Genomic DNA, 25,142 nt, shown 5'->3' with positions numbered 1-25,142 from the left:
GCTATGCCACCGTGCGCACCGGCAGGCTGCGCACGCGCTTGCCGGTGGCGGCGAAGATCGCGTTGCACAGCGCCGGCGCCACTGGCGGCACCGGCGGTTCGCCGACGCCGCCGGGCGGCAGCTCGTGGTCGTCGTTGACCAGGTGGGTGCGGATCACGCGCGGCGAGGCCTGGTGGCGCAGCACCTGGTAGTCGTGGAAGTTGCTCTGCGTGACCCTGCCCTTGTCGAAGCTGATCTCGCTGGCAAGCGCCAGGCTCAGGCCCATGATCGCGCCGCCTTCCATCTGCGCGCGGATGCGCTCGGGCTTGATCTGCGGACCGCAGTCCAGCGCCATGTCCACCGCCACCACATGAACTTCGCCCTCGGCGTCCACCCTCACCTCGACCACGGTGGCGGTATAGCTCATGAAGCTGTAGCAGAAAGCCAGGCCCAGGCCGTGCCCTTCGGGCAGCGCCCGCCCCCAGCCGGCGCCCTCGCACGCGGCCTCGATCACCCCGCGCAGGCGGCCGGTGTCGTAGGGGTAGCGCTCGGGCGACTCGGTGTAGTTCCAGGTGTCGGCCATCATGCCCGGGTCGATCCTGCGCGCCGGGCCGATCAGCTCGAGCGCGAACTGGCGGTGATCCTTGCCGGCACGATGCGCCAGTTCGGCGATGAAGCACTGCGCCGCAAAGGCGTGCGGGATGTTCGCCACCGAGCGGAACCAGCCGATGCGCGCATGCGCCGCCACTTCGGCGGTTTCCACCCGCACGTTCGGGATCACGTACGGCATGTTGATCGCCGACATCGCCGATTCGGTGATCTGCTGTCCCTTGGCGCCTTCGACGAACAGCGAAGCAATCGTCGGCGAGGCGCTGCGGTGCAGCCAGGACTGCACCTGGCCACCGCCGTCGATGACGGCTTCCAGGCGTTCGATCGAAACGGTGTGCAGGTAGTCGTGATGGATGTCGTCCTCGCGCGTCCACACCAGCTTGACCGGCGTGCCTTCGGGCATGGCCTGGGCGACGATGGCCGCTTCATCGACGAAGTCCGGCTTGGATTTGCGGCCGAAGCCGCCGCCCAGCAGCAGCACGTTGACCTTGACCTTCCCCGGCTCGAGTTTCAGCCGCCGGGCCACGGCGGCCTGCGCCGCCGCCGGGTTCTGCACCGAGGTCCAGACTTCGGCACGGCCGCCCTCGATCCGCACGGTGGCGACCGGCGGCTCCATCGACGCATGGGCCAGGTGCGGAATGTAGTATTCGGCAGCCAGGCGCTCGGCCTCCGGCGCCTTCGCCCAGGCCTCCGCAACATTGCCCTGGTCGCGCATCAGCTTGCCGGGCACGCGCGCCGCAGCTTCCAGTTCCTGGCGGTAGGCGACGGAGTCGTAGCTGCCGTTGGGGCCGTCGTCCCATTCGATTTCCAGCGCGTCACGGCCCTGGATGGCGGCCCAGGTATTGCGCGCGACCACGGCGATGCCGCCCAGCGGCTGGAAGGCCGGCGCGCCCTGGAAAGCGGGAATCTCCACCAGCTTCAGCACGCCGGGCACGGCCAGCGCCTTGCTGCCGTCGAAGCGGCGCAGCTTGCCGCCGACCACCGGCGGGCGTGCCACCACGGCATGGACCATGCCGGGCAGGCGCATGTCCATGCCATAGACGGCCTCGCCCTTGCCGATCGCTTCCAGGTCGACCAGCCGCACCGCGTCCTTGCCGATGTAGCGGAAATCCTCCCGCGCCTTGAGCTTCAGGGCACCTGCCGTTGGCACCGGCTGCCTTGCCGCGTCGGCTGCCAGTTCGCCAAAGCCCAGGCGCCGGCCGCTGCGCTCATGCAGCACCTCATGCTGCACCGCCCTGACCTCGGATACCGGCACCGACCAGCGCGCCGCCGCGGCCGCTTCGAGCATCTGCCGTGCCGCCGCCCCGACGCGCCGCATCGGCATCAGGAAGTGGCGCACGCTGCGCGAGCCATCGACGTTCTGGTTGCCGTAGCGCGCCTCGTTCGCCTCGGCCTGCACCACTTTCACACGCTCCCACAGCGCCTCCATCTCATCGGCCACCACCATCGGCAGGCTGGTGCGCACGCCGGTCCCCATCTCGGCCCGGTGGGCGACGATGGTCACGGTGCCATCCGCGCCGATGGAGACGAAGGCCAGCGGATCGTCCACCGTGCCGCCGGGCATGGAATCGGCACCATATTTCGGCGCATCGGCGGCCTGGGCCAAACTGACCAGTCCGCCGGAAGTGACGGCCAGGGTCAGCGCACCGAGGCTGCCCTGCAGGAAGGCACGCCGGGAAAGCCGGACGGTCGCGGTCATGACTGGCCTCCCGACCCCAGGCGGCCCGCTGCCTGCTTGATGGCGGCGCGAATGCGCGGGTAAGTGCCGCAACGGCAGATGTTGCCGCTCATGGCATCGTCGATCTGCTGCTCGGTGGGCGCCGGGGTGGTCTTCAGCAGGTTCACCGCCGTCATGATCTGGCCGGCCTGGCAGTAACCGCACTGGGCGACGTTGTTCTCCAGCCAGGCCTGCTGCACCACCCGGCCGACGCGGTCGGCCTCCATGCCTTCGATGGTCGAGATCTCGCGTCCGGCTGCGGCCGAGACCGGCGTCACACAGGCCCGCACCGGCTGACCGTCGATATGGACCATACAGGCGCCGCATACGGAGATGCCGCAGCCGAACTTGGTGCCGGTCATGCCGAGCTCGTCACGCAGCGCCCATAACAGGGGCATGTCGTCGGGCACCTCGACCTGTCTGGTCTGGCCATTGACCTGGAGATGTGTCATTGGCGAACTCCTCTTGGGGTAAGCGCACGGGGCGCAGATCATGCGAGCCTTGGTCTTGACGCGGCTCTTGTTCGAGTCCCGGGATTCTCCCCGAAAATCTCCGCCTTGATAAATCAGCAAGGCTAATAACTGCTGTAAGCGCCCATCAGGCACTCACAAGGCCTTGCCCGCCCAACGCCGCTTCCCTCAGCAACCAGTCCCGGAATGCCTGCAGCTTCGGCAAAGCCCGGCTTTCAGGCCTGTACACAACGTAGTAGGCCAGTTCGGAAGCAAAGCGGATTTCGGGGAACAAGCGCACTATCCGGCCCGCAGCCAGATCGTCATGCGCCATCACGCTGCGGGCGAGCGCCACGCCCCGGCCTTCGATCGCGGCCTGCAGGACTGCCGCGGAGTTGTTGATCCTCAGGCCGCGTGAGGTGGGCACGCCGGCCACGCCCACTACCTGCAGCCATGCTCCCCAGGTCGGGAAGCCCGCAATGAGACTTTTTAGCGTTATCCATGATTTTTAGTCATGGGGTAAAGATTGAATAAAGGCGATATCGGCGCCACCAAAGCTACAGGACATGCTCATCGATTCATCGCTGAAAGTAGGCGCACAACAGCTTGGCAAGACACCTGGATCTTCTGGCCAGGGTCGATGCGGCAGTCGGATCCCGATCGAACGCCTGACGTACAGTCCCGCAGGTGGTGCCCATACGAGGCGCACAAAACGAAAGGGCTCCGGGCAGCAAACGCTGCCCGAAGCCCTTCATCACATCAAACTGCCTGCCGCCCGGCGCCTGCCGGCACCGGAGCAACCTGACTCACATCAGGCAGGCAGCGGCACCAGCGGGTTGCCGTACATCGGGTCGTCCGGCTTCGACGCCAGCGCCTTCTGCAGGTCGATGCCGAGCGCCTTGGCCACGCCCGCGCCGTAGGCCGGGTCCGCCGCGTGGCAGTTGCGGATGTGGCGGAACTTGATGAACTCCTCGGCATCGCCCATGGCGCGGGCGGTGTTGCCGAACAGGGCTTCCTGCTGCGCCGGCGTCATCAACTGGAACAGCTTGCGCGGCTGTTCGAAGTAGTTGTCGTCGTCCTGGTGGTAGGACCAGTGCTTGGCCTCGCCGGTCAAGCGCAGCGGCGGCTCCTCGAACTGCGGTTGGGCCTGCCACTGGCCGAAGCTGTTGGGCTCGTAGTGCGGCAGGCCGCCGTAGTTGTCGTCCACCCGGCCCTGACCGTCGCGATGGTTGCTATGCACCGGGCAGCGGGCGCGGTTGACCGGGATCTGGTGGTGGTTCACACCCAGGCGATAGCGCTGCGCATCGGCGTAGTTGAACAGGCGAGCCTGCAGCATGCGGTCCGGGCTGGCACCGATGCCGGGCACCAGGTTGGCGGGCGAGAAGGCGCTCTGCTCGACGTCGAGGTGGAAGTTCTCGGGGTTCTTGTTCAGCTCGAACTCGCCCACTTCGATCAGCGGATAGTCGCCCTTGTACCAGACCTTGGTCAGATCGAAGGGATGCAGGCGGTACTTCTCGGCATCGGCCTCGGGCATGACCTGGATGAACATCTTCCACTTTGGGAAGTCGCCGCGCTCGATGGCCTCGTACAGGTCGCGCTGATGACTTTCGCGGTCCTTGCCGATGAGTTCTCCGGCTTCGGCGTCGGTCAGATTCTTGATCCCCTGCTGGGTCTTGAAATGGAACTTGACCCAGAAGCGCTCGCCCTTCGCGTTCCAGAAACTGTAGGTGTGCGAACCGAAGCCGTGCATGTGGCGGTAGCTGGCCGGAATGCCGCGGTCGCTCATGACCACGGTGACCTGGTGCAGCGCCTCGGGCAGCAGCGTCCAGTAGTCCCAGTTGTTGGTGGCGCTGCGCAGGTTGGTGCGCGGGTCGCGCTTGACCGCCTTGTTCAGGTCGGGGAACTGGCGCGGATCGCGGACGAAGAACACCGGCGTGTTGTTGCCGACCATGTCCCAGTTGCCCTCTTCGGTATAGAACTTGAGGGCGAAGCCGCGGATGTCGCGCTCGGCGTCGGCGGCGCCGCGCTCACCGGCCACGGTGGTGAAGCGGGCGAACATCTCAGTCTTCTTGCCGACTTCGCCGAAGATTTTGGCGCGGGTATAACAGGTGATGTCCCTGGTCACCGTGAAGGTGCCGAAAGCGCCCGAACCCTTGGCGTGCATGCGGCGCTCGGGAATGGTCTCGCGCACGAAGTTGGCGAGCTTTTCGTTCAGCCACAGATCCTGCGCAAGCAGAGGGCCGCGCGGTCCGGCGGTGAGGCTGTCGCGGTTGGTGACGACGGGGGCGCCGAAATCGGTCGTCAGATGAGTCACGGGACACTTCTTGGTATCGTCGTTCATGGCGAACTCCTGCTGCTTGGTTGGTCGATAGACCCCATTGCCTGAATGGGTGATTGAATTTTAGGAAACTTATTCAAACAACAAAATTTAATAGTTTCTATCGATGTCATAGGCAGTGTGATCCGCCTGGGCCAGACAGCCCGATCCGCCGGTCAGAACTAAATCGCCTCAACCGGCCGAATGATCGACCACGATCTCGAGCACGCCGTTGATCACGAACTGCACTGCCATGCATACCAGAAGGAAGCCCATGACCCGGGCGATGGCCTCGACACCGCCGCGGCCAATGGCAGCCACGACTCGCTCTGCCGAGCGCAGCACGATCCAGAACAGCAGCCCGAGCAATGCGAAGACGATGACCGGCGCCACCGCCAGCGCCCAGGGCGCGTAGCCGGCCATCGACGAAGGCCCGATGGTCGCGGCCCCGCTGACGATCATGGCGATCGTCCCCGGGCCCGCGGTACCGGGAAGCGCCAGGGGAACAAAGGCAATGTTGGTCGTTTCCCTGGCAGCGATCTGCTCCGAGACCGCTTCGACCTCGGGGATGTCCTCGTCGATGGGCGACGACGGAAACAGCATCTCGAAGCCGATCCTGACGACGATCAATCCGCCGGCAATCCTCAGGCCGGGGATCGAAATGCCGAAGGTCTGCATGATCCAGGAGCCGGCATAAAAGGTCACCATCATGATGCCGAATACGTAGAAAGCCGCTTGCGTGACCTGCCGCTGGCGTTCACGAGGCGTCAGCCGCCTGCCCAGCGACAGCAGCAGCGTCATGGATGTGAGCGGATTCGCCAACGGCAGCAGCAGTGCCAGTCCGACACTTACAAGATGTACCAATTGGACGAGTTCCGCCATCTTCTTCCCTCCTCGAACGACGCTCTGTCGCGGCCCGGCTCAATCGACGCGGATACGCGGCCGCACCGTCGCAGAAATGGCATCCGACAGCCAGATCAGGCCGGCTCGGCCCAGGCCATGCAGCTCGGCCTGGTGCAGACGGTACAGCAAGGCATGGCTGAGCTGGGCAAAGCGGCCCCTGATGAAGCGGTTGCGGAACAGGCCATGACGCCCCAGTGTGCCGAAGGCATTGTAGCGGCTGAGCGAAACCAGCGAACCGAGATCGCGCAGGATGAAGGGCGGAATGGGCTTGCCATCGAGCCAGGCGGGCACGTGCCGGGCAAGGTGCATCGCCTGCTGGCGGGCGACCTGCGCCGTCGGCGGCAAGGGCCGCGAAGCCCCTTCGGGAACCAGGCTGGAGCAGTCGCCCAGCGCGAACACGCACTCGTCCGTGGTGGTCTGCAGACTCGGCTTCACCTTGATCTGCCCGGTCGGCGTCAGTTCGAAGCCTTGCAGGCCGGCAACGGCTTCGGGCGCCTTGACGCCGGCCGCCCACACCCGCAGCGAGGCCTCGATGCGCGAGCCATCGCCGAGTTCGAAACCGCTTGCGTCGGCGCCAACCACACGCACGCCGGTACGGACGTCGATGCCGAGTGTCCGCAATTGCTGTGCCGCGGCGCCGGCGACTTCTTCCGGAAAGGCCGCGAGAATGCGCGGGCTGCTTTCGATCAGGGTCAGCGTCAGGCGCGGGCGCAGGTCGCCGGCGCCATAGCTGGACGCGACGTCGAGCAACTGGCTGATCTCCGCCGCCAGCTCCACGCCGGTTGCACCGGCGCCGACGATGGCGATCGTCAGCGGCTCGCCCAGCGCCGCGGTGCGGAGCAGGTCGGCATAGAGCCGATCGTTGAATGTCTCGGCCTGATGCAGGTCGTCGATGAAGAAACAGTGTTCACCGACCCCGGGCGTGCCGAAGTCATTCGCCCTGCTGCCCGCGGCGAGGAACAGCACGTCGTAGCCGACCCTGCGTTCACCCAGCACTTCTTCGCCATGAGCGGAAACGATCGGGCTGACCACCACCTCGCGTGCCTGGCGATCGATGTCCTGCATGCCGCCCGGCAGGAAGCGGAACGAGCAGCGCGCCGCCTGGGCGACGAAGGAAATGCGCTGCTGGTAGGAATTCGCCGTTCCAGCGGCAAAGGTATGCAGCATCGGCTTCCAGACGTGGGCGCCGTTGCGGTCCAGCAGCGTGACCTCGGCCTTGCCGCTGCGGCCGAGGTGCTGGCCGAGCTGCGTTGATAGCGCCAAGCCTGCGATGCCACCGCCCACGACGACGATGCGTTGTTTGTTCGACATGGAAGATGTCCTTGCAAGTCCAGGCGCTGCGCGCCTGCGGGTTCAAGCCAGGCCCGGCGGCGGCCCGAGCGGCGGCAACGGCGTGTCGCCCGGTTTTTCCAGGCCTTCGAAGATCAGCGCGATATAGCGATCCGGCGCATCGTTGAAGCGCTCGGGCAGCACCATGCCGCCGAGCATGATCGCGCAGGTGCGGGGGATGTCCGCCTCCTCGAGGTCGGCCCGCAGGGCGCCGCGCGCCTTGGCCTGGCGCAGCATCTGCACCATCGACGGCAGGAATCGTTCGAGGTAGGCGTCGAACAGGTCCGCCACCGAGACCGCTGCGACGCCGCTCGGCGGATGCATGAAGTGGGCCGCGCGGATCAGCATCTCCTTCGCCACCATCCTGACACCTGCGCGCGAATCCGGATCGGCCAGCGCCCGTTCGAAAACCGGCACCAGTTGATCGCAGAAATCCAGCGCCTGGATGTGGCTCGCCAGCCGCTCCTTGGTGGGAAAGCGCCGATAGAGCGTCGTCACCCCCACCCCGGCGGCGTCGGCGATGGCCTGCATGCCGGGCAGCCGCCCGTCCTCGTCCATCAGCTTCCTCGCGGCTTCGACCACTTTCGTGTCGTTGGCCCGGGCATCCGAGCGGCGGCCGCGGTGTTCGGAAAAATCAGACATAAAAAAAGCTCCCCACCCAATATGTGGTAGATATTTTCATTTATATGGTAAATTATACCACATCAGAAAACGAGGCCGCCGCGTGCCGTGCCGATGCAGTTCGCGGCCACCTGTCACCGCGATCTTCTCCAGCCCCCATTTACCCATTCGAAGGATGAACGCCTGTATGAAACAGAACAGAAAAAGCCTCCTGGGAAGCGGTCTCACGATCGTCGCAGCCTGCCTGTCACTGGCCGGATGCCAGAAGGCAGCGGACGTCACCGCAGCACCGCCCCCGCCGCCCGAAGTCGGCATCATGACACTGCAGCCCCGGAGCGTGCAGTTGTCGACCCAGCTCCCCGGCCGCACCGTTCCCTATATGGTCGCCGAGGTGCGTCCCCAGGTCGGCGGCATCCTGCGCGAACGCGCCTTCACCGAAGGCAGCGACGTCAAGGCCGGCCAGCCGCTCTACCGGATCGACCCCGCGCCGTACCAGGCCGCGCTGTCCCGCGCACAAGCCAGCCTGGACGCGGCGCAATCGCTGATCCGGCGCTACGAGCAGTTGATCAAGACCCGCGCCATCAGCTAGCAGCAGTACGACGATGCCCGCTCGCAATACCTGCAGGCCAAGGCCGCCGTCGAGACCGCGCGCATCGACCTCGGCTATACCCGCATCGCCGCGCCGATCTCGGGCCGCATCGGCCGCTCCTCGGTCACTCAGGGAGCGCTGCTGACGGCGAACCAGGCCGATGCGCTGGCGACCGTCCAGCAGCTCGATCCGATCTACGTTGACATCGTCCAGCCCTCGGCGGCCCTGCTCCAGTTGCGCGATGACCTGGACAGCGGACGCCTCAAGAGCACCGGCGAAGGCCAGGCAGAGATCCGCTTAGAGCTGGAGAACGGCAAGGACTATGCACATCCGGGCAAGCTCCAGTTCTCCGAAGTCACCGTTGACGAAAGCACCGGCGCGGTGACGCTGCGCGCGGTCTTTCCCAACCCCGACGGCGTGCTGCTGCCCGGCATGTTCGTGACCGCCTCGCTGCAGGAAGGCGTCAAGGAGCAGGCGCTGCTGGTGCCCCAGCGTGGCGTCAGCCGCGACAGCCAGGGCCGCGCCATCGCCTACGTGGTGAACGACGAGGACACCGTTGAACTGCGCCCGGTGCAGACCGAACGCAGCCTCGATGGCCAGTGGCTGATCCGCGACGGCCTGCGCGCGGGCGACCGTCTGATCGTCGATGGTTTGCAGCGGATTCAGGCCGGCGCCTCGGTCAGGCCGATCGATTCCGGGCACACGGCGGACACGACCGCCGACAACGGCCCGCTCGCCGCGGTCCAGTAAGGAAGAACGACCATGTCCAGATTCTTCATCGACCGGCCGATCTTCGCCTGGGTCATCGCCATCGTCATCATGCTGGCCGGCGCGCTGTCGATCGGCACCCTGCCGGTCAACCAGTACCCCAACGTCGCGCCGCCGGCGATCGGCATCATGGCCCAGTATCCCGGCGCTTCGGCGCAGACCGTGCAGGACACCGTCACCCAGGTGATCGAGCAGCAGCTCAACGGCCTCGACGGCCTGCGCTACATCCGCTCCGAGAGCAACTCGGACGGTAGCGTCACGATCGTCGTCACCTTCGAGCAGGACGTCGACCCGGACATCGCCCAGGTGCAGGTGCAGAACAAGCTGCAGCTGGCGACGCCGATGCTGCCCGAAACGGTGCAGCGGCTGGGTCTGCGCGTGGTCAAGTACCAGGTCAATTTCATGGTCGTGGCCGCGCTGGTGTCCGAAGACGGCCGCCTGAACAACTACGCGCTCGGCGACCTGATCGTGTCGCAGTTGCAGGATCCGCTCACCCGAACCAAGGGCGTCGGCGACTTCTTCGTGCTGGGCGCGCAGAACGCCATGCGCGTGTGGCTCGATCCGCTCAAGCTCAACAACTACAAGCTGATGCCCAGCGACGTGATGGCGGCGATCGACGCCCAGAACGTCCAGGTCTCGTCCGGCCAGCTCGGCGGCCGGCCGACCGGCGACAAGGCCGGCCTCAGCGCCACCGTGATCGGCAAGACCCTGATGAGCACGCCGGAGCAGTTCGCCGACATCCTGCTGAAGGTCAACCCGGACGGTTCGCAGGTGCTGCTGCGCGACGTCGGCGAAGTCGGCCTGGGGTCGGAGAGCTACACCTTCAACACCATGGTTGACAACCGGCCGAGCTCCGGCATCGCGCTGCGCCTGGCCAGCGGCGGCAACACCCTGGAATCGGTCAACGCGGTCAGGGAAACCATCGCCCAGCTCGAGCCCACGCTGCCACCCGGCGTGAAGGTGATCTACCCCTACGATACCGCGCCGGTGGTCAGCGCCTCGATCAAGGGCGTGGTGCAGACCCTGGTCGAAGCCATCGTGCTGGTCTTCCTGATCATGTACCTGTTCCTGCAGAACTGGCGCGCGACGCTGATCCCGACCCTGGCGGTGCCGGTGGTGCTGCTCGGCACCTTCGGCGTGATGGCCGCCTTCGGCTTTTCCATCAACATCCTGACCATGTTCGGCCTGGTGCTGGCGATCGGCCTGCTGGTCGATGATGCCATCGTCGTGGTCGAGAACGTCGAGCGCCTGATGGTCGAGGAAGGCCTGCCGCCGCTGGAAGCGACGCGCAAGTCGATGGACCAGATATCCGGCGCGCTGGTCGGCATCGGCCTGGTGCTGTCGGCGGTGTTCATCCCGATGGCTTTCTTCGGCGGCTCCACCGGCGTGATCTACCGCCAGTTCTCGCTGACCATCGTCACCGCGATGGTGCTGTCGGTGCTGGTGGCGCTGATCTTCACGCCGGCGCTGTGCGCGACCCTCCTCAAGCCGGTCGCACACGGCGAGAAAAAAGGCTTCTTCGGTTGGTTCAACCGGACCTTCGAGCGCAGCGCCCAGCGCTACGAGAACGGCGTCAGCCGGGTGATCGCCGGACGCGGCCGCTACATGCTGGCCTTCCTGCTGATCGTCGCCGCGCTGGCCGCGCTGTTCCCGCAACTGCCGACCTCCTTCCTGCCCGACGAGGACCAGGGCACGATGTTCGTGCAGGTCGAGCTGCCGCCCAATGCGACGCTGGACCAGACCGACGCGGTGCTGAAGCAGGTGACCAGCCACTTCAAGGAAAACGAAGGCGACACCGTCGAATCGGTGTTCACCGTCAGCGGCTTCAACTTCGCCGGCCGCGGCCAGAATGCCGGCCTCGCCTTCGTCCAGCTCAAGCCCTGGGAAGCGCGCGCGAGCAGCGTGTTCGAGCTGCAGGGGCGTGCGATGCAGCGTCTGTCCACGATCAAGGAAGGCATCGTGCTGGCCTTCCCGCCGCCGGCGATCATGGAGCTGGGCAACGCGACCGGCTTCAACCTGTTCCTGCAGGACTCCAGCGGCCTGGGCCACGAGCACCTGATGGCGGCCCGCGGCCAGTTCCTCGCCGAAGCCGCCAGGCATCCGGCGCTGGCGCTGGTGCGGCACAATGGCCAGGCCGACGAGCCGCAGTACCAGGTGCTGATCGACGATGCCAAGGCGCGCCGCCTGGGCGTCAGCCTCGATGACGTCAACAGCACCATGACCGCCGCCTGGGGCGCCTCCTACGTCAACAACTTCATCGACCGCGGCCGGATCAAGCGCGTCTATGTCCAGGGCGTGCCGCAGTCGCGGATCACCGAAGAGGACTTCGGCAAGTGGTACGTGCGCAATGCCAACGGCGACATGGTGTCCTTCGCCTCGTTCGCCAGCGGCAAGTGGATCCAGGGCGCGCCGAAGCTGGAGCGCTACAACGGCGTGCCGGCGATCGAGATCCTCGGCGAGCCGGCGCCCGGCTACAGCTCGGGCGACGCCATGCGGGCGGTCGAGGAGATCGCCGCCGGGCTGCCCGCCGGCATCAGCGTCGCCTGGACCGGCCTGTCGTTCGAGGAGCGGCTGTCGGGCTCGCAGGCGCCGATGCTGTACGCATTGTCGATCCTGGCGGTGTTCCTGTGCCTGGCGGCGCTGTACGAGAGCTGGTCGATCCCGTTCTCGGTGCTGCTGGTGATTCCGCTGGGCGTGATCGGCACCGTGCTTGCGACCCTGATGCGCGGCCTGGAGAACGACGTGTTCTTCCAGATCGGCCTGCTCACCACCGTCGGCCTGTCGGCCAAGAACGCGATCCTGATCGTCGAGTTCGCCAAGGAACTGCACGAGAAGGCTGGCCGTTCGCTGGCCCAGGCGGCGATCGAGGCGGCGAGGCTGCGCCTGCGGCCGATCATCATGACTTCGCTGGCCTTCACCATGGGCGTTCTGCCGCTCGCGATCTCCAGCGGCGCCAGCGCGGGCAGCAAGCACGCGATCGGCACCGGCGTGGTCGGCGGCATGGTCACCGCCACCTTCCTGGCGATCTTCTTCATCCCCCTGTTCTACGTGGTGGTGTCTTCGCTGTTCAAGAAGAAAACCCCGGCGCCCACGGCCGACCAGGCCGCCGGGGCCACGCGGGCCGACATTCATGGCAACACCCTCGCGGCGGAGTCTGCACGATGAAAACCAGCCTTTTCCCCCGCCCCCTGCTGCTGCCGGTGCTGCTGGCCGCGCTGCTGAGCGGCTGCGCCAGCACCATGGCGCCGAACTACGAACGGCCCGCCGCACCGGTCGCCGCCGAGTGGCCGGTGCCGGACACTGCAGCGGCTGGTGACGGCGACGCAGCCAGGAGGGAACTGTCCTGGCAGGAGCTGTTCGCCGACGGCAAGCTGCGGCAGTTGATCCAACTGGGATTCGAGAACAACCGCGACCTGCGTGTCGCCGCGCTGAACATCGAACGCGCGCGTGCGCAGTACGGCATCCAGCGTTCAGTGCTGCTGCCCGATCTCGGCGCCGGCGCGAGCGGCAACTCCAGCCGCACGCCGGGCTCGGTGTCGCCCAGCGGCAGCGCCGTCACCAACCACGTCCATAGCGCCACGCTCGGCATCAGCGCCTGGGAGCTGGACCTGTTCGGCCGCCTGCGCAGCCTCAGGGACCAGGCATTGCAACAATACCTGGCCAGCGAAGCGGCCCAGCGCGCCGCCCGCCTGGGCCTGATCACCGAGCTTGCCGGCACCTGGCTGAACATGGCCGCCGACGGCGAGCAGCTCGCGCTGGCACGCGAAACCCTGCACAGCCGGCAGCAGGCCCGCGAACTGCAGCAGCGCTTGCGCGAAGCGGGCAACACCTCGGAGCTCGATCTGCACCAGGCCGAAACCGAGCTGGAAACCGCACGCGATGCCGTGCTGGCGCTCGAAACCGCAGTGGAAACCGACCGCAATGCGCTGGAACTGCTGCTCGGTGCACCGCTGCCGGCGCACCTGCAGCCGGAAGCGCCGCTCGAAGCCATGCTGGCGGTGCAGGAGCTGCCCGCCGGCCTGCCTTCCGATCTGCTGCAGCGGCGCCCGGACATCCTCGCCGCCGAGCACGTGCTGATCGGCGCCAATGCCAACATCGGCGCGGCACGGGCCGCCTTCTTCCCGAGCATCAGCCTGACCGCCGGCATCGGCCGCGCCAGCGACTCGCTGTCCAGCCTGTTCGACGGCGGCAACCGGGCGTGGAGCTTCCTGCCCCAGGTCAGCCTGCCGATCTTCACCGGCGGACGCCTGCAGTCCAACCTGGAACTGGCGGAGGCCGAGCGCGACATCGCCGTGGCGAACTACGAGAAGGCGATCCAGAGCGCTTTCCGCGAAGTCGCCGACGCGCTGGCCGTGCGCTCGCGGCTAGCCGCGCGGCTTGCCGCCCAGCAGCGCCGGGTCGATGCCTCGCAACAGGCCTGCACGCTGGTCCTGCAGCGCTACGACAACGGCATTTCCAGTTATCTCGAAGTGCTGGAGGCGCAGCGCGTGCTGTACAGCGCGCAGCAGAGCCTGGTCGGCATCCGGCTGGCGCGCCAGACCAATCTGGTCGCGCTCTACAAGGCACTCGGCGGCGACTGGCCGCGGCCTGGAGCGGATGCCCTTGCCAGGGCCGAGCAGACGCCGGCTGCACAACCCCACTGAGGTACGCCATGACATACACCTTCAAGGACATCGCCGTCTTCTTCGACACCGGCGAAACCGGCCTGCGCGTACTGGACATTGCTGCCAGCCTCGCCGGCAACCAGCAGGCGCACCTGATCGCAATGACGACCGCCACAGCCGACGAAGGCCCGCCAGCCGACCACTTCGCCCGCGGCGCCGCGATCAGCGAAGTCATCGCCCGGCGCAGCGCCTCCGCTGCCGCGCACATATCCCGGGCCGGCCAGCTGCTGGCCAAATTCGCGGCCCGGCATGGCACGGACAACACGGAACTGCGGGTCATCGCCTCGACCGAATCCGCAGGCGAATCGCTGCTGCACGCGCTGTATTGCGATCTGCTGGTCATCGGCCATCCGGAACCGCACGGCGCCCCTCATGCCTGGTCGCTCGACCAGGTTCTGCACCGTGCGGGCGTGCCGGTACTGATCCTGCCCGATGCCTGGGCCGGCCAGAAGCTCGGCCAGCGCATCACCGTGGCCTGGAACGCCAGCCGCCCGGCACGCCGCGCCCTGGCCGATGCGATGCCCCTGCTGTGCAGGGCGCAGGAAGTGCAATTGCTGATCGTCGATGCGGACAGGCAGGGGGATGTGCATGGCGAGGAACCCGGCGCCGACATCGCCGCCTACCTGGCCCGCCATGGCGTCCAGGTCGAGCTTCAATGCCTCGTCTCCCGCGGCCGCCCGGTCGTAGAGGTGATCGAGGAGCAGGCCCGGCACAACCGGGCCGATCTCGTCGTCTTCGGCGCCTACAGCCGCTCGCGCATCAGCGAAACCGTGTTCGGCGGCGTCACCCGGCACATGCTGTCGCACGCTCCGCTGCCGCTGTTCGTGTCGCACTGAGGATGCGGCGTGGATCGTGCCGCGTCATGGCGGCACGCGCGGCACGATCCACCAGTCCCTACGAAAAACATCCTGCTGCGGCACGGTTCAGCGGCAGCCCTCGGCCAGCAGGCACAATTCCTCGTACATCAGCGTGGCGCCCACCAGCGAGGTATTGCCCGCGGTGTCGTAAGGCGGCGACACCTCCACCACGTCGGCCGACACCAGGTTGAGCCCGCGCATGCCGCGCAGCAGCTGCAAGGCTTCGCGGGTGTCCAGGCCGCCGATCTCCGGCGTACCGGTGCCGGGCGTGAAGGCCGGGTCGATCGCATCGACGTCGAAGGACAGGTAGGCAGGATGATCGCCGACCACCCTGCGGGCCTCCGCGATCACGCCGGCGATGCCGAGCGACACGACCTCCTCGATGAAGATCACGCGCATGCCCTGCTCCAGCGAGTAGCGCCAGCCCTCGTCGGTGTTCTGCGCGCCGCGAATGCCGATCTGGACCGAACGCCGCGGATCGATCAGGCCAGCCTCGATGGCACGGCGAAAGGGCGAACCATGGCTGAACTTGGAGCCGGCGAATTCGTCCCAGGTATCGGTGTGCGCGTCGAAGTGGATCAGCCCCAGCGGTTCGGCGGGCGCAATCGCCTGCAGCACCGGATAGGTGATCGAATGATCGCCGCCGGCGATGACCATCTTCTTGCCGGCGGCGAAGAACGGCCGCAGGAAGTCCCGGATCTGCGCATGGGCGGCCGGCACGTCGAACAGCTGGGAGAACGGCACGTCGCCGACGTCGGCCACACGCGCGAGCCGGTAGGGATCGACCCCGGTGGCGTGGTTGATTGCGCGCATCAGGCACGACGCGTTGCGCAGTTCGCGCGGGCCGAAGCGCGCGCCCGGGCGGAAGGTCAGCGCGCCATCGTAGGGCACGCCCGCCAGGCCGATGTCGAAGTCGGCCGGGTCGGCGGCCTGCGGCGCGCGCATGAAGGTCGGAACGCCACAAAAGCGCGGCTGGTTCATCACGAGGGTGTTTGTGGCGTCCATGGGAATCAGAATGTTGCCGGGGTATTGACCCACAGGATTCTGGCGACTTCGTCGCCCGGGTTCATGTAGCTGTGAGGCGTCTCGCTGGAAAAGTAGAACGAGTCGCCGGCTTTCAGGTCGTGGCTTTCCTCACCCAGCGTCAGCCGCAGGCGGCCCTGCAGCACGTAGCCCATTTCCTCGCCCAGGTGGGCGATGCTGCCGCTGACCGTGGCCCTGGGCGCGAGGATGTGGATGTCGCCCTGCAGCAACTGGCCGCGCCGCGGCGGAATCAGGCGTTCGAGCCTGACGCTGCCCGCCTTGCGCGTGCCGTGGCCGAAATCCACCACCAGGCGTTCGCCGCCTTTCTGCACCGGGCTGTCCACCGCGGCAACGAGCGTGGTCAGCTCGGCCACGTTGGTGTCCAGCGCAACGGCGATGCGGTGCAGCATGTTCAGCGAGGGGCTGGCCTGTCCGCACTCGATCTTGGACAGCATGCTCTCGGAGCAGCCCACCGCCGCGGCCACCGTCTTGAGCGTATCGCCCTTGCAGGTGCGCACATGGCGGATGCGCATGCCCAGCTGCTGGGCCATGAGTTCCTTTTCCGAGGGCAGTTCTTTTGCTGTGGTCATAAGCCTGTGGTCTGGAAACCGGCCCGACGCCCCTGGCGGTGTCAGGCCGTGACTTCGAAGTGAAGCGGCTGCGGCTGCTTGCTGTTGATGGCGACGACGTCCTGCGGGCAGGCGGACATCACCACGATGCAATCCATCTCGGCGACGAATTCCACCACATCGCCGGGGCTGCTGACCGTCGGCAGCCATTGAATCTCGCCTTTTTCGTTGAACGGGATGTTCATCCACAGGTTCAGCGAGTCCGGCACTTCCTTGCTGACCAGGCCGATCGCCTTGAGGCTCAGGCGCAGGTTGTCGGCGCAGCTGTCGTGGTATTCGACGATGCCGAGATTGCGGTAGCGATGGATGTCGCAGGGTGCGATCAGGCTGTCATGCACGCCGGGCGAGGTGTCGCGGACGAAGTTCAGGATCGGGCGGCGGCGGTTGCTCACCAGCATGTCGCCGGCCAGCGGGTTGATGCGGTCGATCCAGGCGCGCATGTGCTCCATCGACAGATGCTCGCTGATGTCCCCGGCGTTGAAGGCCCACAGGTCGCAAACCTGGGTGCCATGGGTATTGACGATGCGGATGGTCTGTCCCTTCGCCACCCGCACTGCCCTGCCCTGGCGGGCGGGAATCTCGTAGCGGCGGCCAAGCTCGGGCGTGCCGTCGGCGGAGATCGGGCTATCCACGCTGGGGTTGGTGCCCACCGCCTGGCTGTTGTCGGGGATGGAATCGTTGGCGTACTGGCAGCAAGACATGGTGTTTTCCTTCAAGGACATGAAAAAGGCTCATCGAGCCAGATGCAGCGCCGCTGCGGTCAGGGCACGCGCACCGGCAATCAGGTGCATGTGTTGTGTGTGTTCGTCGGGGTGATGGCTGATGCCGCCGATGCTGGGCACGAACAGCATCGCCGCCGGGCAGGCATCGGCCAGATACATGGCGTCGTGGAACGCCCCGGAGGTCATGGTGCAGAAGGGTTCGCCGGCGGCCCGCACGCCGGCCTCGACCGCCGCCAGCGCAGCGGAGTGGAAGAGCGTGGGGCTGCGTGCCATCAGGCAGCCGAGCTGCGTCCGGCAGCCTCCGCCAGCCGCCGTTTCCAGCATCTGCTTCAATGCCGCCTCGATGCGCTCGAGCACCTCGATCTCGGGATGGCGCAGGTCGATGCTGAACTCCACCTCCTGCGCGATGGTGTTGATCGCGCCGGGTCTGGCGGTGATCTGCCCCACCGTCCAGCGCAGGCGCGCATCTGCAAGTTCGTGAACCCTGCGGTCCAGTTCGGTGATCAGTTGCGCCGCGGCCAGCAAGGCATCCTGGCGCGCGTCGCGCGGCGTGGTGCCGGCGTGCGCGCTGCGGCCCCGGACCTTCACCTGGTACCAGCGCACGCCCTGGATGGCTTCGACGACGGCAAGCGTCGTGCCGTTGGCCTCCATCACCGGCCCCTGCTCGATGTGCGCCTCCAGGTAGGCATGCACCGGATGGCCGAGCGGGACCATGCCGGCCCCGGGCAAGGCCGCCTGCAGCGCATCCACTTCGGCACGGACGCTGCAGCCGCCGGCATCCCTGGCTTCGAGGTAAGTCTCGAGCAGTTCGGGCCGCACGAAAGCGCTGGAACCCATCGCGCCGGGCGCGAAGCGCGAGCCCTCCTCGTTCGTCCATGCAGCGATCTCGATACCGCGAAGCGTGTCCACGCCGGCCGTATCCAGCGCCATGCAAAGCTCGTAGCCCGCCATCACGCCGTAGGCGCCGTCCAGCCAGCCGCCGGTGGGCTGGGTATCGATGTGGCTGCCGATCAGCAGCGGTGCAAGGCGTTCATCCAGGCCGCGGCGGCGCAGGAACAGGTTGCCGATGGCATCCTGGGTCCAGCGGTAAGCCTCGCCGAAAAACAGCCCGCACAGCCATTGCTTGGCGCGCAGTTCCTCGGCGCCGAGCGCCTGGCGGCAGACGCCGATGCCACGCTCGGCACTTTGTTCCCCGTCACGGCCGCCGAAGCTCGCCAGCCGCTGCAGATTGGCGATGAAGCGCTCGCCATCGACGCTGGCCATGGCCCGGGCAAGGATGTCGGCATCCACCGGCGGGGCCAGATCCGGACCCGCCATCTGCCCGGCGGAGTGCTGTCGTGCGGTATTCATGCGTGTGCCTCCGCCGCCGTGGCGGGCAGATCCAGCCGGGTCGCGCCATTGCGTTGCGTCCAGGTGCGCAGGAAGGCTTGCAGGCGCTCGGTACGGGGGGCGCGGAACAGCTCCGCCGGCACGCCGGTCTCGACCACGCGGCCGGCTTCCATGAACACCACACGGTCCGACACCCTGGCGGCGAAGCCCATTTCGTGCGTCACCATCACCATGGTCATGCCGTCGCGGGCGAGCGAGAGAATGACGGACAGCACCTCATCGACCAGTTCAGGGTCGAGCGCCGAGGTGGGCTCGTCCAGCAGCATCGCCTGCGGATGCACCGCCAGCGCCCGCGCAATGCCCACGCGCTGCTGCTGCCCGCCGCTGAGCTGCTGCGGATAGGCCTGCGCCTTGGCCGCCATGCCGACCCGCTCGAGCGCCGCCATCGCGCGCTGCCTGGCTTTTTCCTGTGGAACCTGCTGTGCCACGGTCAGGGCCAGCGTGACGTTGTCCACCACCCGCAGGTGAGGCCACAGGTTGAACTGCTGGAACACCATCGCCAGCGGCGCGCGGACTTCGGCGATGCTGCGCTCGCTGGCCGGCGTTCTGCGGCCATCGGCCGCGATGTCATAGCCCAGCAGGGCGCCGCGGATGCGCACCTCGCCCTGCTGGTAGGTTTCGAGGAAGTTCATGCAGCGCAAGGCGGTGGTCTTGCCCGAGCCCGAAGGCCCGATCAGGCTGATCACCTCACCGGGCATCACATCCAGGTCGAAGTCGAACAGCACCTGGTGGGCGCCGTAGGACTTGCCGACCCCGCGCAGGGAAATCATCGGTACGCGAACGTGTTCCATGTCAGTTCCTCGCCAGGGCGGAAGAAGAAGCCCCCAGGCTCCGCTCGACGAGCAGGCCCAGGCGGCTGAATGTGGCAGCGAGCAGCCAGTAGATCAGGCCGAGCAGCAGGTAGGGCTCGACGTAGGAGAAGGTCTCGGCGACCACGGTGCCGGCCGTCATCGTCAGTTCGGGCACGGTGATGATCGAAGCCACCGACGATTCCTTGAGCACCAGGATGAACTGGTTGGTCAGCATCGGCAGCGCCAGCCGCAGCGCCTGCGGCGCCTGGACGTGGCGCAGTACCTGCCAGCGCGTCAGGCCGAACACGCGCGCGGCCTCGAGCTGCCCCGCCGGCACGCCCTGCCAGCTCAGGCGGAAGATCTCGGCGAAGTAGGCACTGGCATACAGGCCGAGGCCGATGACGGTCGCCGCGATCGGCGACAGCCGGATGCCGATCTGCGGAAAGCCGTAATAGAAGATGAACAACTGGATCAGGAAGGGCGTGCCGCGGAACAGCCACACGAACACCCCGTATGCCGGGCGGAAGCCCTTCCAGAACTCCCGCGCCATGTTCAGCACGAAGCCGCCGGCGATGCCCAGCACCGCCGCGGCGCAGGACACCAGCAAGGTCATGCCGGTGGCCTCGGCAAAGGCCGGCAGGATCTCGATCAATAGTTGCCAGTCCATCGCCTCAGCTCCGCAAGGTCGAGGCGCTGACCGCACGCTTGCCCAGCCAGGCAACCAGGCTGGTCAGCAGCAGATAGGCGAGCGCCACGCACAGATAGACTTCCAGCGGCCGGTAAGTGGTGGCGGAAAGCTGCTTGCCCACCCGCATCAGATCGGCAATCGCGATCACCGAGATGACCGCGGAACCCTTGATGATGTCGATCGACTCCGACACCAGCGCCGGCAGCGTCAGCCGTACCACCTGCGGCAGCTCCACATGGCGGAAGATCCGTGCGCGATCGAGGCCGAACACCCGTGCGGCTTCGATCTGCCCGGCGGGAATCGCATCGAAGCCGGCGCGCAGGATCTCGCTCTGGAACGCCGCCGAATTCATCGCCAGCACGGCAACGGCAGCCACCCACGGGTTCAGGTCGATGCCGATCTGGCCCGGCAGGTAGAACAGCATCAGGATCTGCACCAGCAAGGGGGTGCCACGGAAGAAGCTGACATACACCCCCACCGCCGCGCGTCCCGCCCTGGCCAGGTGCGTGCGAGCCAGGTACAGCAGGCACGCCAGCCCGAAGCCCAGCACGATGGCGGTGGCCGACAGGCCTGCGGTGACCAGCAGGCCCGAGGCCAGCGGCTCCATGTAGGACGAGAGTCGTTGTGCGAGTGACATGGCAGCTCTTCCGCGCCCTGGTTTACATCTCGGGCTTGGGCAGGTGGTCGGCCGGCACGTCCATCGTGAAGCCGAACCACTTCTGCTGCAGTTCCTGCATCCTGCCGCTGGTGTTGGCCTTGCCGATGCCGTCGCTGAAGAACTTCACCAGGCTGGCGCTATCCGCGTCCTTGCGCCCGACCCAGGCGTAGTAGGTCCTGGGGCCGATGGCCGGCTGCACCACCGCGAACACGTCGGGCCGCCCCTTCACCAGCGGACCCAGGTTGGACAGCGACTGGGTCACCGCGTCCAGGCGCCCCGCCACCAGGTCGGCATAGGCTTCATCGAAGGAGGTGTATTCGCGGATTTCCTTGAAGCCCGGCTTGCCGGCGGCCTTCAACTGCTTGTCGAAGTCGCGCGCAACCTGCAGTTGCGCGGCCCCGGCCTGCGAGCCGACCACCTTGCCGTTGAGGTCTTCCGGCGCGTTCACCGCGCTGTTGTCCGCGCGCTTGAGAATGGCCACCGTGGCCTCGGCGATCGGCACGGTGAAGGCGAACTTGTCGTCACGCTCCTTGGTGACGGTCACCGAGGTCACGATGAAGTCGAACTTGCGCGCCGCCAGTCCGGGCAGGATCGCCTGGAACGGCACGTCCTGCCGCACCGCCTTCACGCCGGGCAGGTCCTGCATGACGAGGTCCAGCAGATCGGCGCTGTAGCCCACGATCCTGCCGTTCTCGACGTACTCGAACGGCGCGAACTGCGCCTCGGTGCCCAGCGTCAGAACCTTCTTTTCCTTGACCTTGTCGAGCAGGTCGGCGGCGCTTGCCTGGCCGACCGACACCCCGAGCACGAGACCGATCAGCGTTGCCGCCAGTACGCGTTTACCCCGTTTCATATGCCTTCCTTTGCGAGAGTGGTTCAAACGGTATTCACAAAATTCAAGTAACTTGAATAACGTGAATTCAGCATGAACCGTGCCAGGCGGCAAACAAGGGGAAAGCGGTGTTTACGGGCTCGAGCGAGGGCCGTTCTGGTGCATGAATGGGGCAAGGAAGCAGCAATGCGCTTCAGACTGGTGCAGGAAATAGCCCGCCGGAAGCTCCATGCCTGCCCGCCGCTGTCCGCGGGCACAACGGGCGCTGCGCCACTGCTTCCGGCAACCCGGCGGCCGCCGTCAGCCGCGGATCAGAGCTGCGACTCCAGCGGCAGCATGCCGATGATTCGCGCGGCGAGCCGGCGCAGCAAGGACGTCTCGGGATCCCGCTCATAGCGGACGATCTCGCCTCCCCGGCTTGCGCTCCACTCCAGGCTGCGCGCCGGCGTCAGCCGGACTTCATAACTGCTCGACGGGGCGGTTTCCCGTTGCCAGACCTCCCCCATCTTCGCGACCAGCGCCCCGGAATCGAACAGCACGCCCATTTCCGTATTCAGCGAGGTCGAGCGCGGATCGAGATTCATCGAACCGATGAAGCCAAGGTGGCCATCGACGGTGAAGGCCTTGGTATGCAGGCTTGCGCTGCTCGATCCGCGCAGCGAGAAGTCCCTGTCCTGGGCTTCGGGGCGCAGCTCCCAGAGCCTGACGCCCGCCTCCAGCAACGGAACACGGTAACGCGCATAGCCGCCATGCACTGCAGCCACGTCGGTCGCGGCCAGGGAATTGGTCAGCACTGAAACCGACACTCCCTTTGCGGCGATGGCGGCAAGGATCTCCGTGCCCTGCTCTCCCGGGATGAAATAGGGCGAGGTGATCTCGAGCCGCTCGCGTGCGCCCTCGAACACCGGCAGCAGCTCGTGCATCAGCCAGTTCTCGCCATTCCTGCCGAGCACTTTGTCCGGCGGATCGGCGATGACCCTGGCGCTTTCCGTCCAGTATGGACGCTCCACCTCGGGATCGATGAGCGAAAGCCGTTCGGCGAGGCGCTGCAGATATGGGCGCGCTGCCGCTTCATTGACGGTGGCGCCCAACCCGGAAGCAATCCGTGCCAGTGCGCCCTTGGAATCCTCGAGCGGCGACAGCCTGTCGATCGGCAGTGCCACGCCGCTGTTCCAGTAGTCGTCGAACACCTTCTCCGTCTGCGCGACGACAGGCCCAATCACCAGCACGTCCATGTCGCGGAAATTGGTGTCTTCGGCCGCGTCGAAATATTCGTCGCCGATGTTGCGCCCGCCCAGGATCGCCAGGCGCCCATCGACGATCCAGGCCTTGTTGTGCATGCGCCGCGTCATGCTGTATGCCCTCAACATCATTTCGATTCCGCGCTGCAGGCCGCTCGTGCGCGCCCGGGTCGGGTTGAAGATGCGGATCTCGATCTGCGGGTGATGGGCCGTTGCGATCATCACGTCCCAGCTGTGGCTGGTGCCGATGTCGTCGATCAGGATTCGCACCCGCACGCCACGCTCCGCCGCGGCCAGTGCCTCGGCGAGCAGGAGATGGCCAGTCAGGTCCTCGTGCCAGATGTAGTACATCAGGTCGAGCGAACGCTCGGCCTTGCGCGCAGAGAGCGCACGCGCGGCGAAGGCATCGAGGTTCTCGTCGAGCAGCAGCAGGCCACTCCTGCCTGGGTGCGCATTCGTCGCCGCGCCGATCTGCCGGTCGAGAAGCGTCTGCCCGTCCCGTACCTGCAGCGCGTTGGAGGCTTCTCCCTGAACGCGGATCGCGAAGATGCCGTAGAGCCAGGTCGCGAGCATCGAGGCGGCTACGAAGCACAGGCAGGCAAGCAGGATGTACCGGATCATGTCCATCTCTCGGTGCTGTGCGCAGGACGGTTGAGCACACGGTAACTCGGCACGACGCCGACTCCCTCGGCACTGGATCTGCAGGCATCGCCCCGCAGCACGAACTGCATCAGACCGGTGCCGGGGCTTTTTCCCCAACGAGCATGGCTTCGATTCGACGCCTGGCGTCGCCGAATTCAAGCTGCGTGTTTGACCGGAGCTTCCCGGCTTCTCCAAGATCCGTCAACGCTGGCATGCTGCAGCCAAACAACCGGCTTTCCCAGCCAGATCCCATGTAAGGCCCCACTCCATGGCATATGCGCTTCAGGCACTCCGGGTCCTTGTGGCTTTCGGTGTGAGGAGCTGATTCAATGATCGGGGCAGCAATCGATTTATATGGCGTCCTTACCGCAATACAGCATTTGCCGAGATACTCACCACAGGCCGTTCATGCTTTTCCAGTTCTTCCAGCCATATCTGATGCTTTGCCACCTGGCTTCCTGGGGATTGGCGCAAAACCTCGAGGGATTGAGGCTGTTTACCTACTTGAACTCCTCGCCGATGCAGGTGGGCGGCGCCGTCCTCCATCCTCTGGTTCTGGACCCGACGAAGGGCGTCGTCAACCTGTCCATCATCCTCACTGGCATCCTCGTGGCCGTGTTCCTGCTGAACATCCGCGCCTGCTTCTACCTGAATAAACGGGTCGGCCATGCCGGCTTGATTTTGTGGCTGCTCCCCGGACTGCTGAGTATGCTCGGCTATATGCCGGACATTCGCGGCATGGGGCCGGATGTATTCCGATTCGGCGTAGGCTTCCCCGGCAGCATGGAGTCGGCTGCGGCCAATCTGCTCATATGCCTGGTCGGCGGCTGGTCACTCATCCTGCTGCTCAGCTCGCGGTGGAAGAGAGACAGCTTCAAAAACGCCTACGACCACATCTGGTACCCCCTTGGTCTGATCGCCGCCCTGTACTTCGTGGTGGATGCCGGCCTTCCCTCGTACAAGGAGGACCTGGCGCACGCCGATGACCGCATGGTTCGTACCCTTCAGCTGTTCCGAACGGCAGCAGAACGCCTTGAGGTCCTGTGCGTCCGGCCCGGGATGGAGGAGCTTGCCCCCGCCCTGTGCGTGCTGGCCCCGGAGTTGAAATGGGGCGTGCCCGGCTACCTGGACATGAAAGACAATCTGCGCGCAAGGATCGAGCCGCCCGGCTGGGTTGTTGCTCTCGCCAGCGATCCTGCGCTGGCGCGCCAGATTGGAGCGCTCAACAACTGGGCCTGCGCTCAGGGCCAGCAGCCGGCACACTGCCAGAAAATCCCGATCGACACCATTTTGTCGATTCAGGATCTTGATGCACCCCTGGTCTTTCCACCGCCCAACTATGCAGAAGCAATTCAGCGGTTTCACGCATCCATGGAAAAATCCGACCAGCGGATCCACGAGATTGAGCGCGGACACAATCTACGCTACTTCGTCTTCCTGATCGTGGCAATTCTGGCCGGAGGAAAACTGGCCAACGCCTCAAGAGCAATGCTCAAAAACGACTCGGTCCGTCCGCCGTCGTGGATACTCACCGCCATCAGGTTTGCCGGCAGGAAAGCAATGGCGTCGCTAAAAATCTTGGCAACGCTGATCCTCCACGTGCGCCATTACTTGGTCCAGCACGCAGCCCTGCTGCTCGTTCGTTGCCAAGAGGCCAGGGCGGTTCGCCTGAAGCAAAAGGCTGCATCCGAAAAAAAATAAGCCTGCGACCGACGACATGGAAAC

Annotated in this window: 21 protein-coding genes and 1 pseudogene; 6 read left to right on the top strand and 16 right to left on the bottom strand. The window is 66.2% G+C overall.

Annotated features, from left to right (window positions below; all coding sequences use genetic code 11):
• Nucleotide 1 precedes the first annotated feature (1 nt).
• From QM748_RS04950 to QM748_RS04920, 7 genes are all read right to left on the bottom strand, one after another.
• Nucleotides 2–2,287, bottom strand: a complete 2,286-nt coding sequence (locus tag QM748_RS04950) for a molybdopterin cofactor-binding domain-containing protein (RefSeq protein WP_415245932.1) — start codon at nt 2,285–2,287, stop codon at nt 2–4.
• A complete protein-coding gene (locus QM748_RS04945) occupies nt 2,284–2,757 on the bottom strand; it encodes a (2Fe-2S)-binding protein (RefSeq protein ID WP_415245931.1) in 474 nt (157 codons plus the stop codon). Before QM748_RS04945 ends, QM748_RS04950 begins: the two co-directional genes overlap by 4 nt.
• A gap of 145 nt (nt 2,758–2,902) precedes the next feature.
• Nucleotides 2,903–3,235 (bottom strand): LysR substrate-binding domain-containing protein, encoded by a 333-nt coding sequence (locus QM748_RS04940; RefSeq protein ID WP_415248018.1) that lies wholly within the window; start codon nt 3,233–3,235, stop codon nt 2,903–2,905.
• A gap of 330 nt (nt 3,236–3,565) precedes the next feature.
• Nucleotides 3,566–5,095, bottom strand: a complete 1,530-nt coding sequence (locus tag QM748_RS04935; RefSeq protein WP_415245930.1) for a catalase — start codon at nt 5,093–5,095, stop codon at nt 3,566–3,568.
• Between the two features lie 168 nt (nt 5,096–5,263).
• The gene (locus tag QM748_RS04930) at nt 5,264–5,953 is read right to left on the bottom strand and encodes a MarC family NAAT transporter (RefSeq protein WP_415245929.1); all 690 of its coding nucleotides are present in this window, start codon (nt 5,951–5,953) and stop codon (nt 5,264–5,266) included.
• Between the two features lie 39 nt (nt 5,954–5,992).
• Nucleotides 5,993–7,285 (bottom strand): NAD(P)/FAD-dependent oxidoreductase, encoded by a 1,293-nt coding sequence (locus QM748_RS04925; protein WP_415245928.1) that lies wholly within the window; start codon nt 7,283–7,285, stop codon nt 5,993–5,995.
• Between the two features lie 42 nt (nt 7,286–7,327).
• Nucleotides 7,328–7,945 carry a TetR/AcrR family transcriptional regulator gene (locus tag QM748_RS04920; RefSeq protein ID WP_415245927.1) on the bottom strand — a complete coding sequence of 206 codons (618 nt, stop codon included), beginning with the start codon at nt 7,943–7,945 and terminating at the stop codon, nt 7,328–7,330.
• A 295-nt stretch (nt 7,946–8,240) separates the two neighbouring features.
• On the opposite strand from QM748_RS04920, the gene QM748_RS04915 reads away from it, so the two are divergent.
• The 5 genes and pseudogenes from QM748_RS04915 to QM748_RS04895 all read left to right on the top strand — a co-directional run bounded on the left by QM748_RS04915 (nt 8,241) and on the right by QM748_RS04895 (nt 14,781).
• A complete protein-coding gene (locus QM748_RS04915) occupies nt 8,241–8,513 on the top strand; it encodes a biotin/lipoyl-binding protein (protein ID WP_415245926.1) in 273 nt (90 codons plus the stop codon).
• A 15-nt stretch (nt 8,514–8,528) separates the two neighbouring features.
• Nucleotides 8,529–9,263 (top strand): annotated as a pseudogene (locus QM748_RS04910) (efflux RND transporter periplasmic adaptor subunit); the annotation flags it as partial.
• Nucleotides 9,264–9,275: 12 nt separating this feature from the next.
• Nucleotides 9,276–12,446 carry an efflux RND transporter permease subunit gene (locus tag QM748_RS04905; RefSeq protein WP_415245925.1) on the top strand — a complete coding sequence of 1,057 codons (3,171 nt, stop codon included), beginning with the start codon at nt 9,276–9,278 and terminating at the stop codon, nt 12,444–12,446.
• On the top strand, nt 12,443–13,924 hold the full coding sequence (locus tag QM748_RS04900; protein WP_415245924.1) for an efflux transporter outer membrane subunit: 1,482 nt from the start codon (nt 12,443–12,445) through the stop codon (nt 13,922–13,924). Before QM748_RS04905 ends, QM748_RS04900 begins: the two co-directional genes overlap by 4 nt.
• 8 nt (nt 13,925–13,932) lie before the next feature.
• Complete coding sequence (locus tag QM748_RS04895; protein WP_415245923.1) at nt 13,933–14,781, top strand: universal stress protein; 849 nt, start codon at nt 13,933–13,935, stop codon at nt 14,779–14,781.
• Between the two features lie 87 nt (nt 14,782–14,868).
• Here the strand turns inward: QM748_RS04895 and speB are convergent, their stop codons facing one another.
• The 9 genes from speB to QM748_RS04850 all read right to left on the bottom strand — a co-directional run bounded on the left by speB (nt 14,869) and on the right by QM748_RS04850 (nt 23,396).
• Complete coding sequence (gene speB, locus QM748_RS04890; protein WP_415245922.1) at nt 14,869–15,807, bottom strand: agmatinase; 939 nt, start codon at nt 15,805–15,807, stop codon at nt 14,869–14,871.
• Nucleotides 15,808–15,812: 5 nt separating this feature from the next.
• Nucleotides 15,813–16,376 (bottom strand): cupin domain-containing protein, encoded by a 564-nt coding sequence (locus QM748_RS04885; protein WP_415245921.1) that lies wholly within the window; start codon nt 16,374–16,376, stop codon nt 15,813–15,815.
• A gap of 80 nt (nt 16,377–16,456) precedes the next feature.
• Entirely contained in the window at nt 16,457–17,155 is a 699-nt protein-coding gene (locus QM748_RS04880) for a DUF1989 domain-containing protein (RefSeq protein ID WP_415245920.1), read from the bottom strand.
• 30 nt (nt 17,156–17,185) lie between these two features.
• The gene (locus QM748_RS04875; RefSeq protein ID WP_415245919.1) at nt 17,186–18,526 is read right to left on the bottom strand and encodes a M20 family metallo-hydrolase; all 1,341 of its coding nucleotides are present in this window, start codon (nt 18,524–18,526) and stop codon (nt 17,186–17,188) included.
• A complete protein-coding gene (locus tag QM748_RS04870) occupies nt 18,523–19,356 on the bottom strand; it encodes an amino acid ABC transporter ATP-binding protein (protein WP_415245918.1) in 834 nt (277 codons plus the stop codon). The genes QM748_RS04875 and QM748_RS04870 overlap by 4 nt, the downstream gene beginning before the upstream one ends.
• Before the next feature lies 1 nt (nt 19,357).
• Complete coding sequence (locus QM748_RS04865; RefSeq protein WP_415245917.1) at nt 19,358–20,023, bottom strand: amino acid ABC transporter permease; 666 nt, start codon at nt 20,021–20,023, stop codon at nt 19,358–19,360.
• A 4-nt stretch (nt 20,024–20,027) separates the two neighbouring features.
• Nucleotides 20,028–20,681 (bottom strand): amino acid ABC transporter permease, encoded by a 654-nt coding sequence (locus QM748_RS04860; RefSeq protein WP_415245916.1) that lies wholly within the window; start codon nt 20,679–20,681, stop codon nt 20,028–20,030.
• Nucleotides 20,682–20,703: 22 nt separating this feature from the next.
• Nucleotides 20,704–21,555, bottom strand: a complete 852-nt coding sequence (locus QM748_RS04855) for a transporter substrate-binding domain-containing protein (RefSeq protein WP_415245915.1) — start codon at nt 21,553–21,555, stop codon at nt 20,704–20,706.
• A 290-nt stretch (nt 21,556–21,845) separates the two neighbouring features.
• Complete coding sequence (locus QM748_RS04850; protein ID WP_415245914.1) at nt 21,846–23,396, bottom strand: phospholipase D family protein; 1,551 nt, start codon at nt 23,394–23,396, stop codon at nt 21,846–21,848.
• 429 nt (nt 23,397–23,825) lie between these two features.
• Between QM748_RS04850 and QM748_RS04845 the strand changes: the two genes are divergently transcribed.
• Nucleotides 23,826–25,118 (top strand): hypothetical protein, encoded by a 1,293-nt coding sequence (locus QM748_RS04845; protein ID WP_415245913.1) that lies wholly within the window; start codon nt 23,826–23,828, stop codon nt 25,116–25,118.
• The last annotated feature ends 24 nt before the right edge of the window (nt 25,119–25,142 follow it).

The organism is Thauera sp., from assembly GCF_047601425.1.
Classification (GTDB): domain Bacteria; phylum Pseudomonadota; class Gammaproteobacteria; order Burkholderiales; family Rhodocyclaceae; genus Thauera.
Note: the sequence above shows the minus strand (reverse complement) of the source record. Positions and strands in the feature narration are given on the sequence as shown.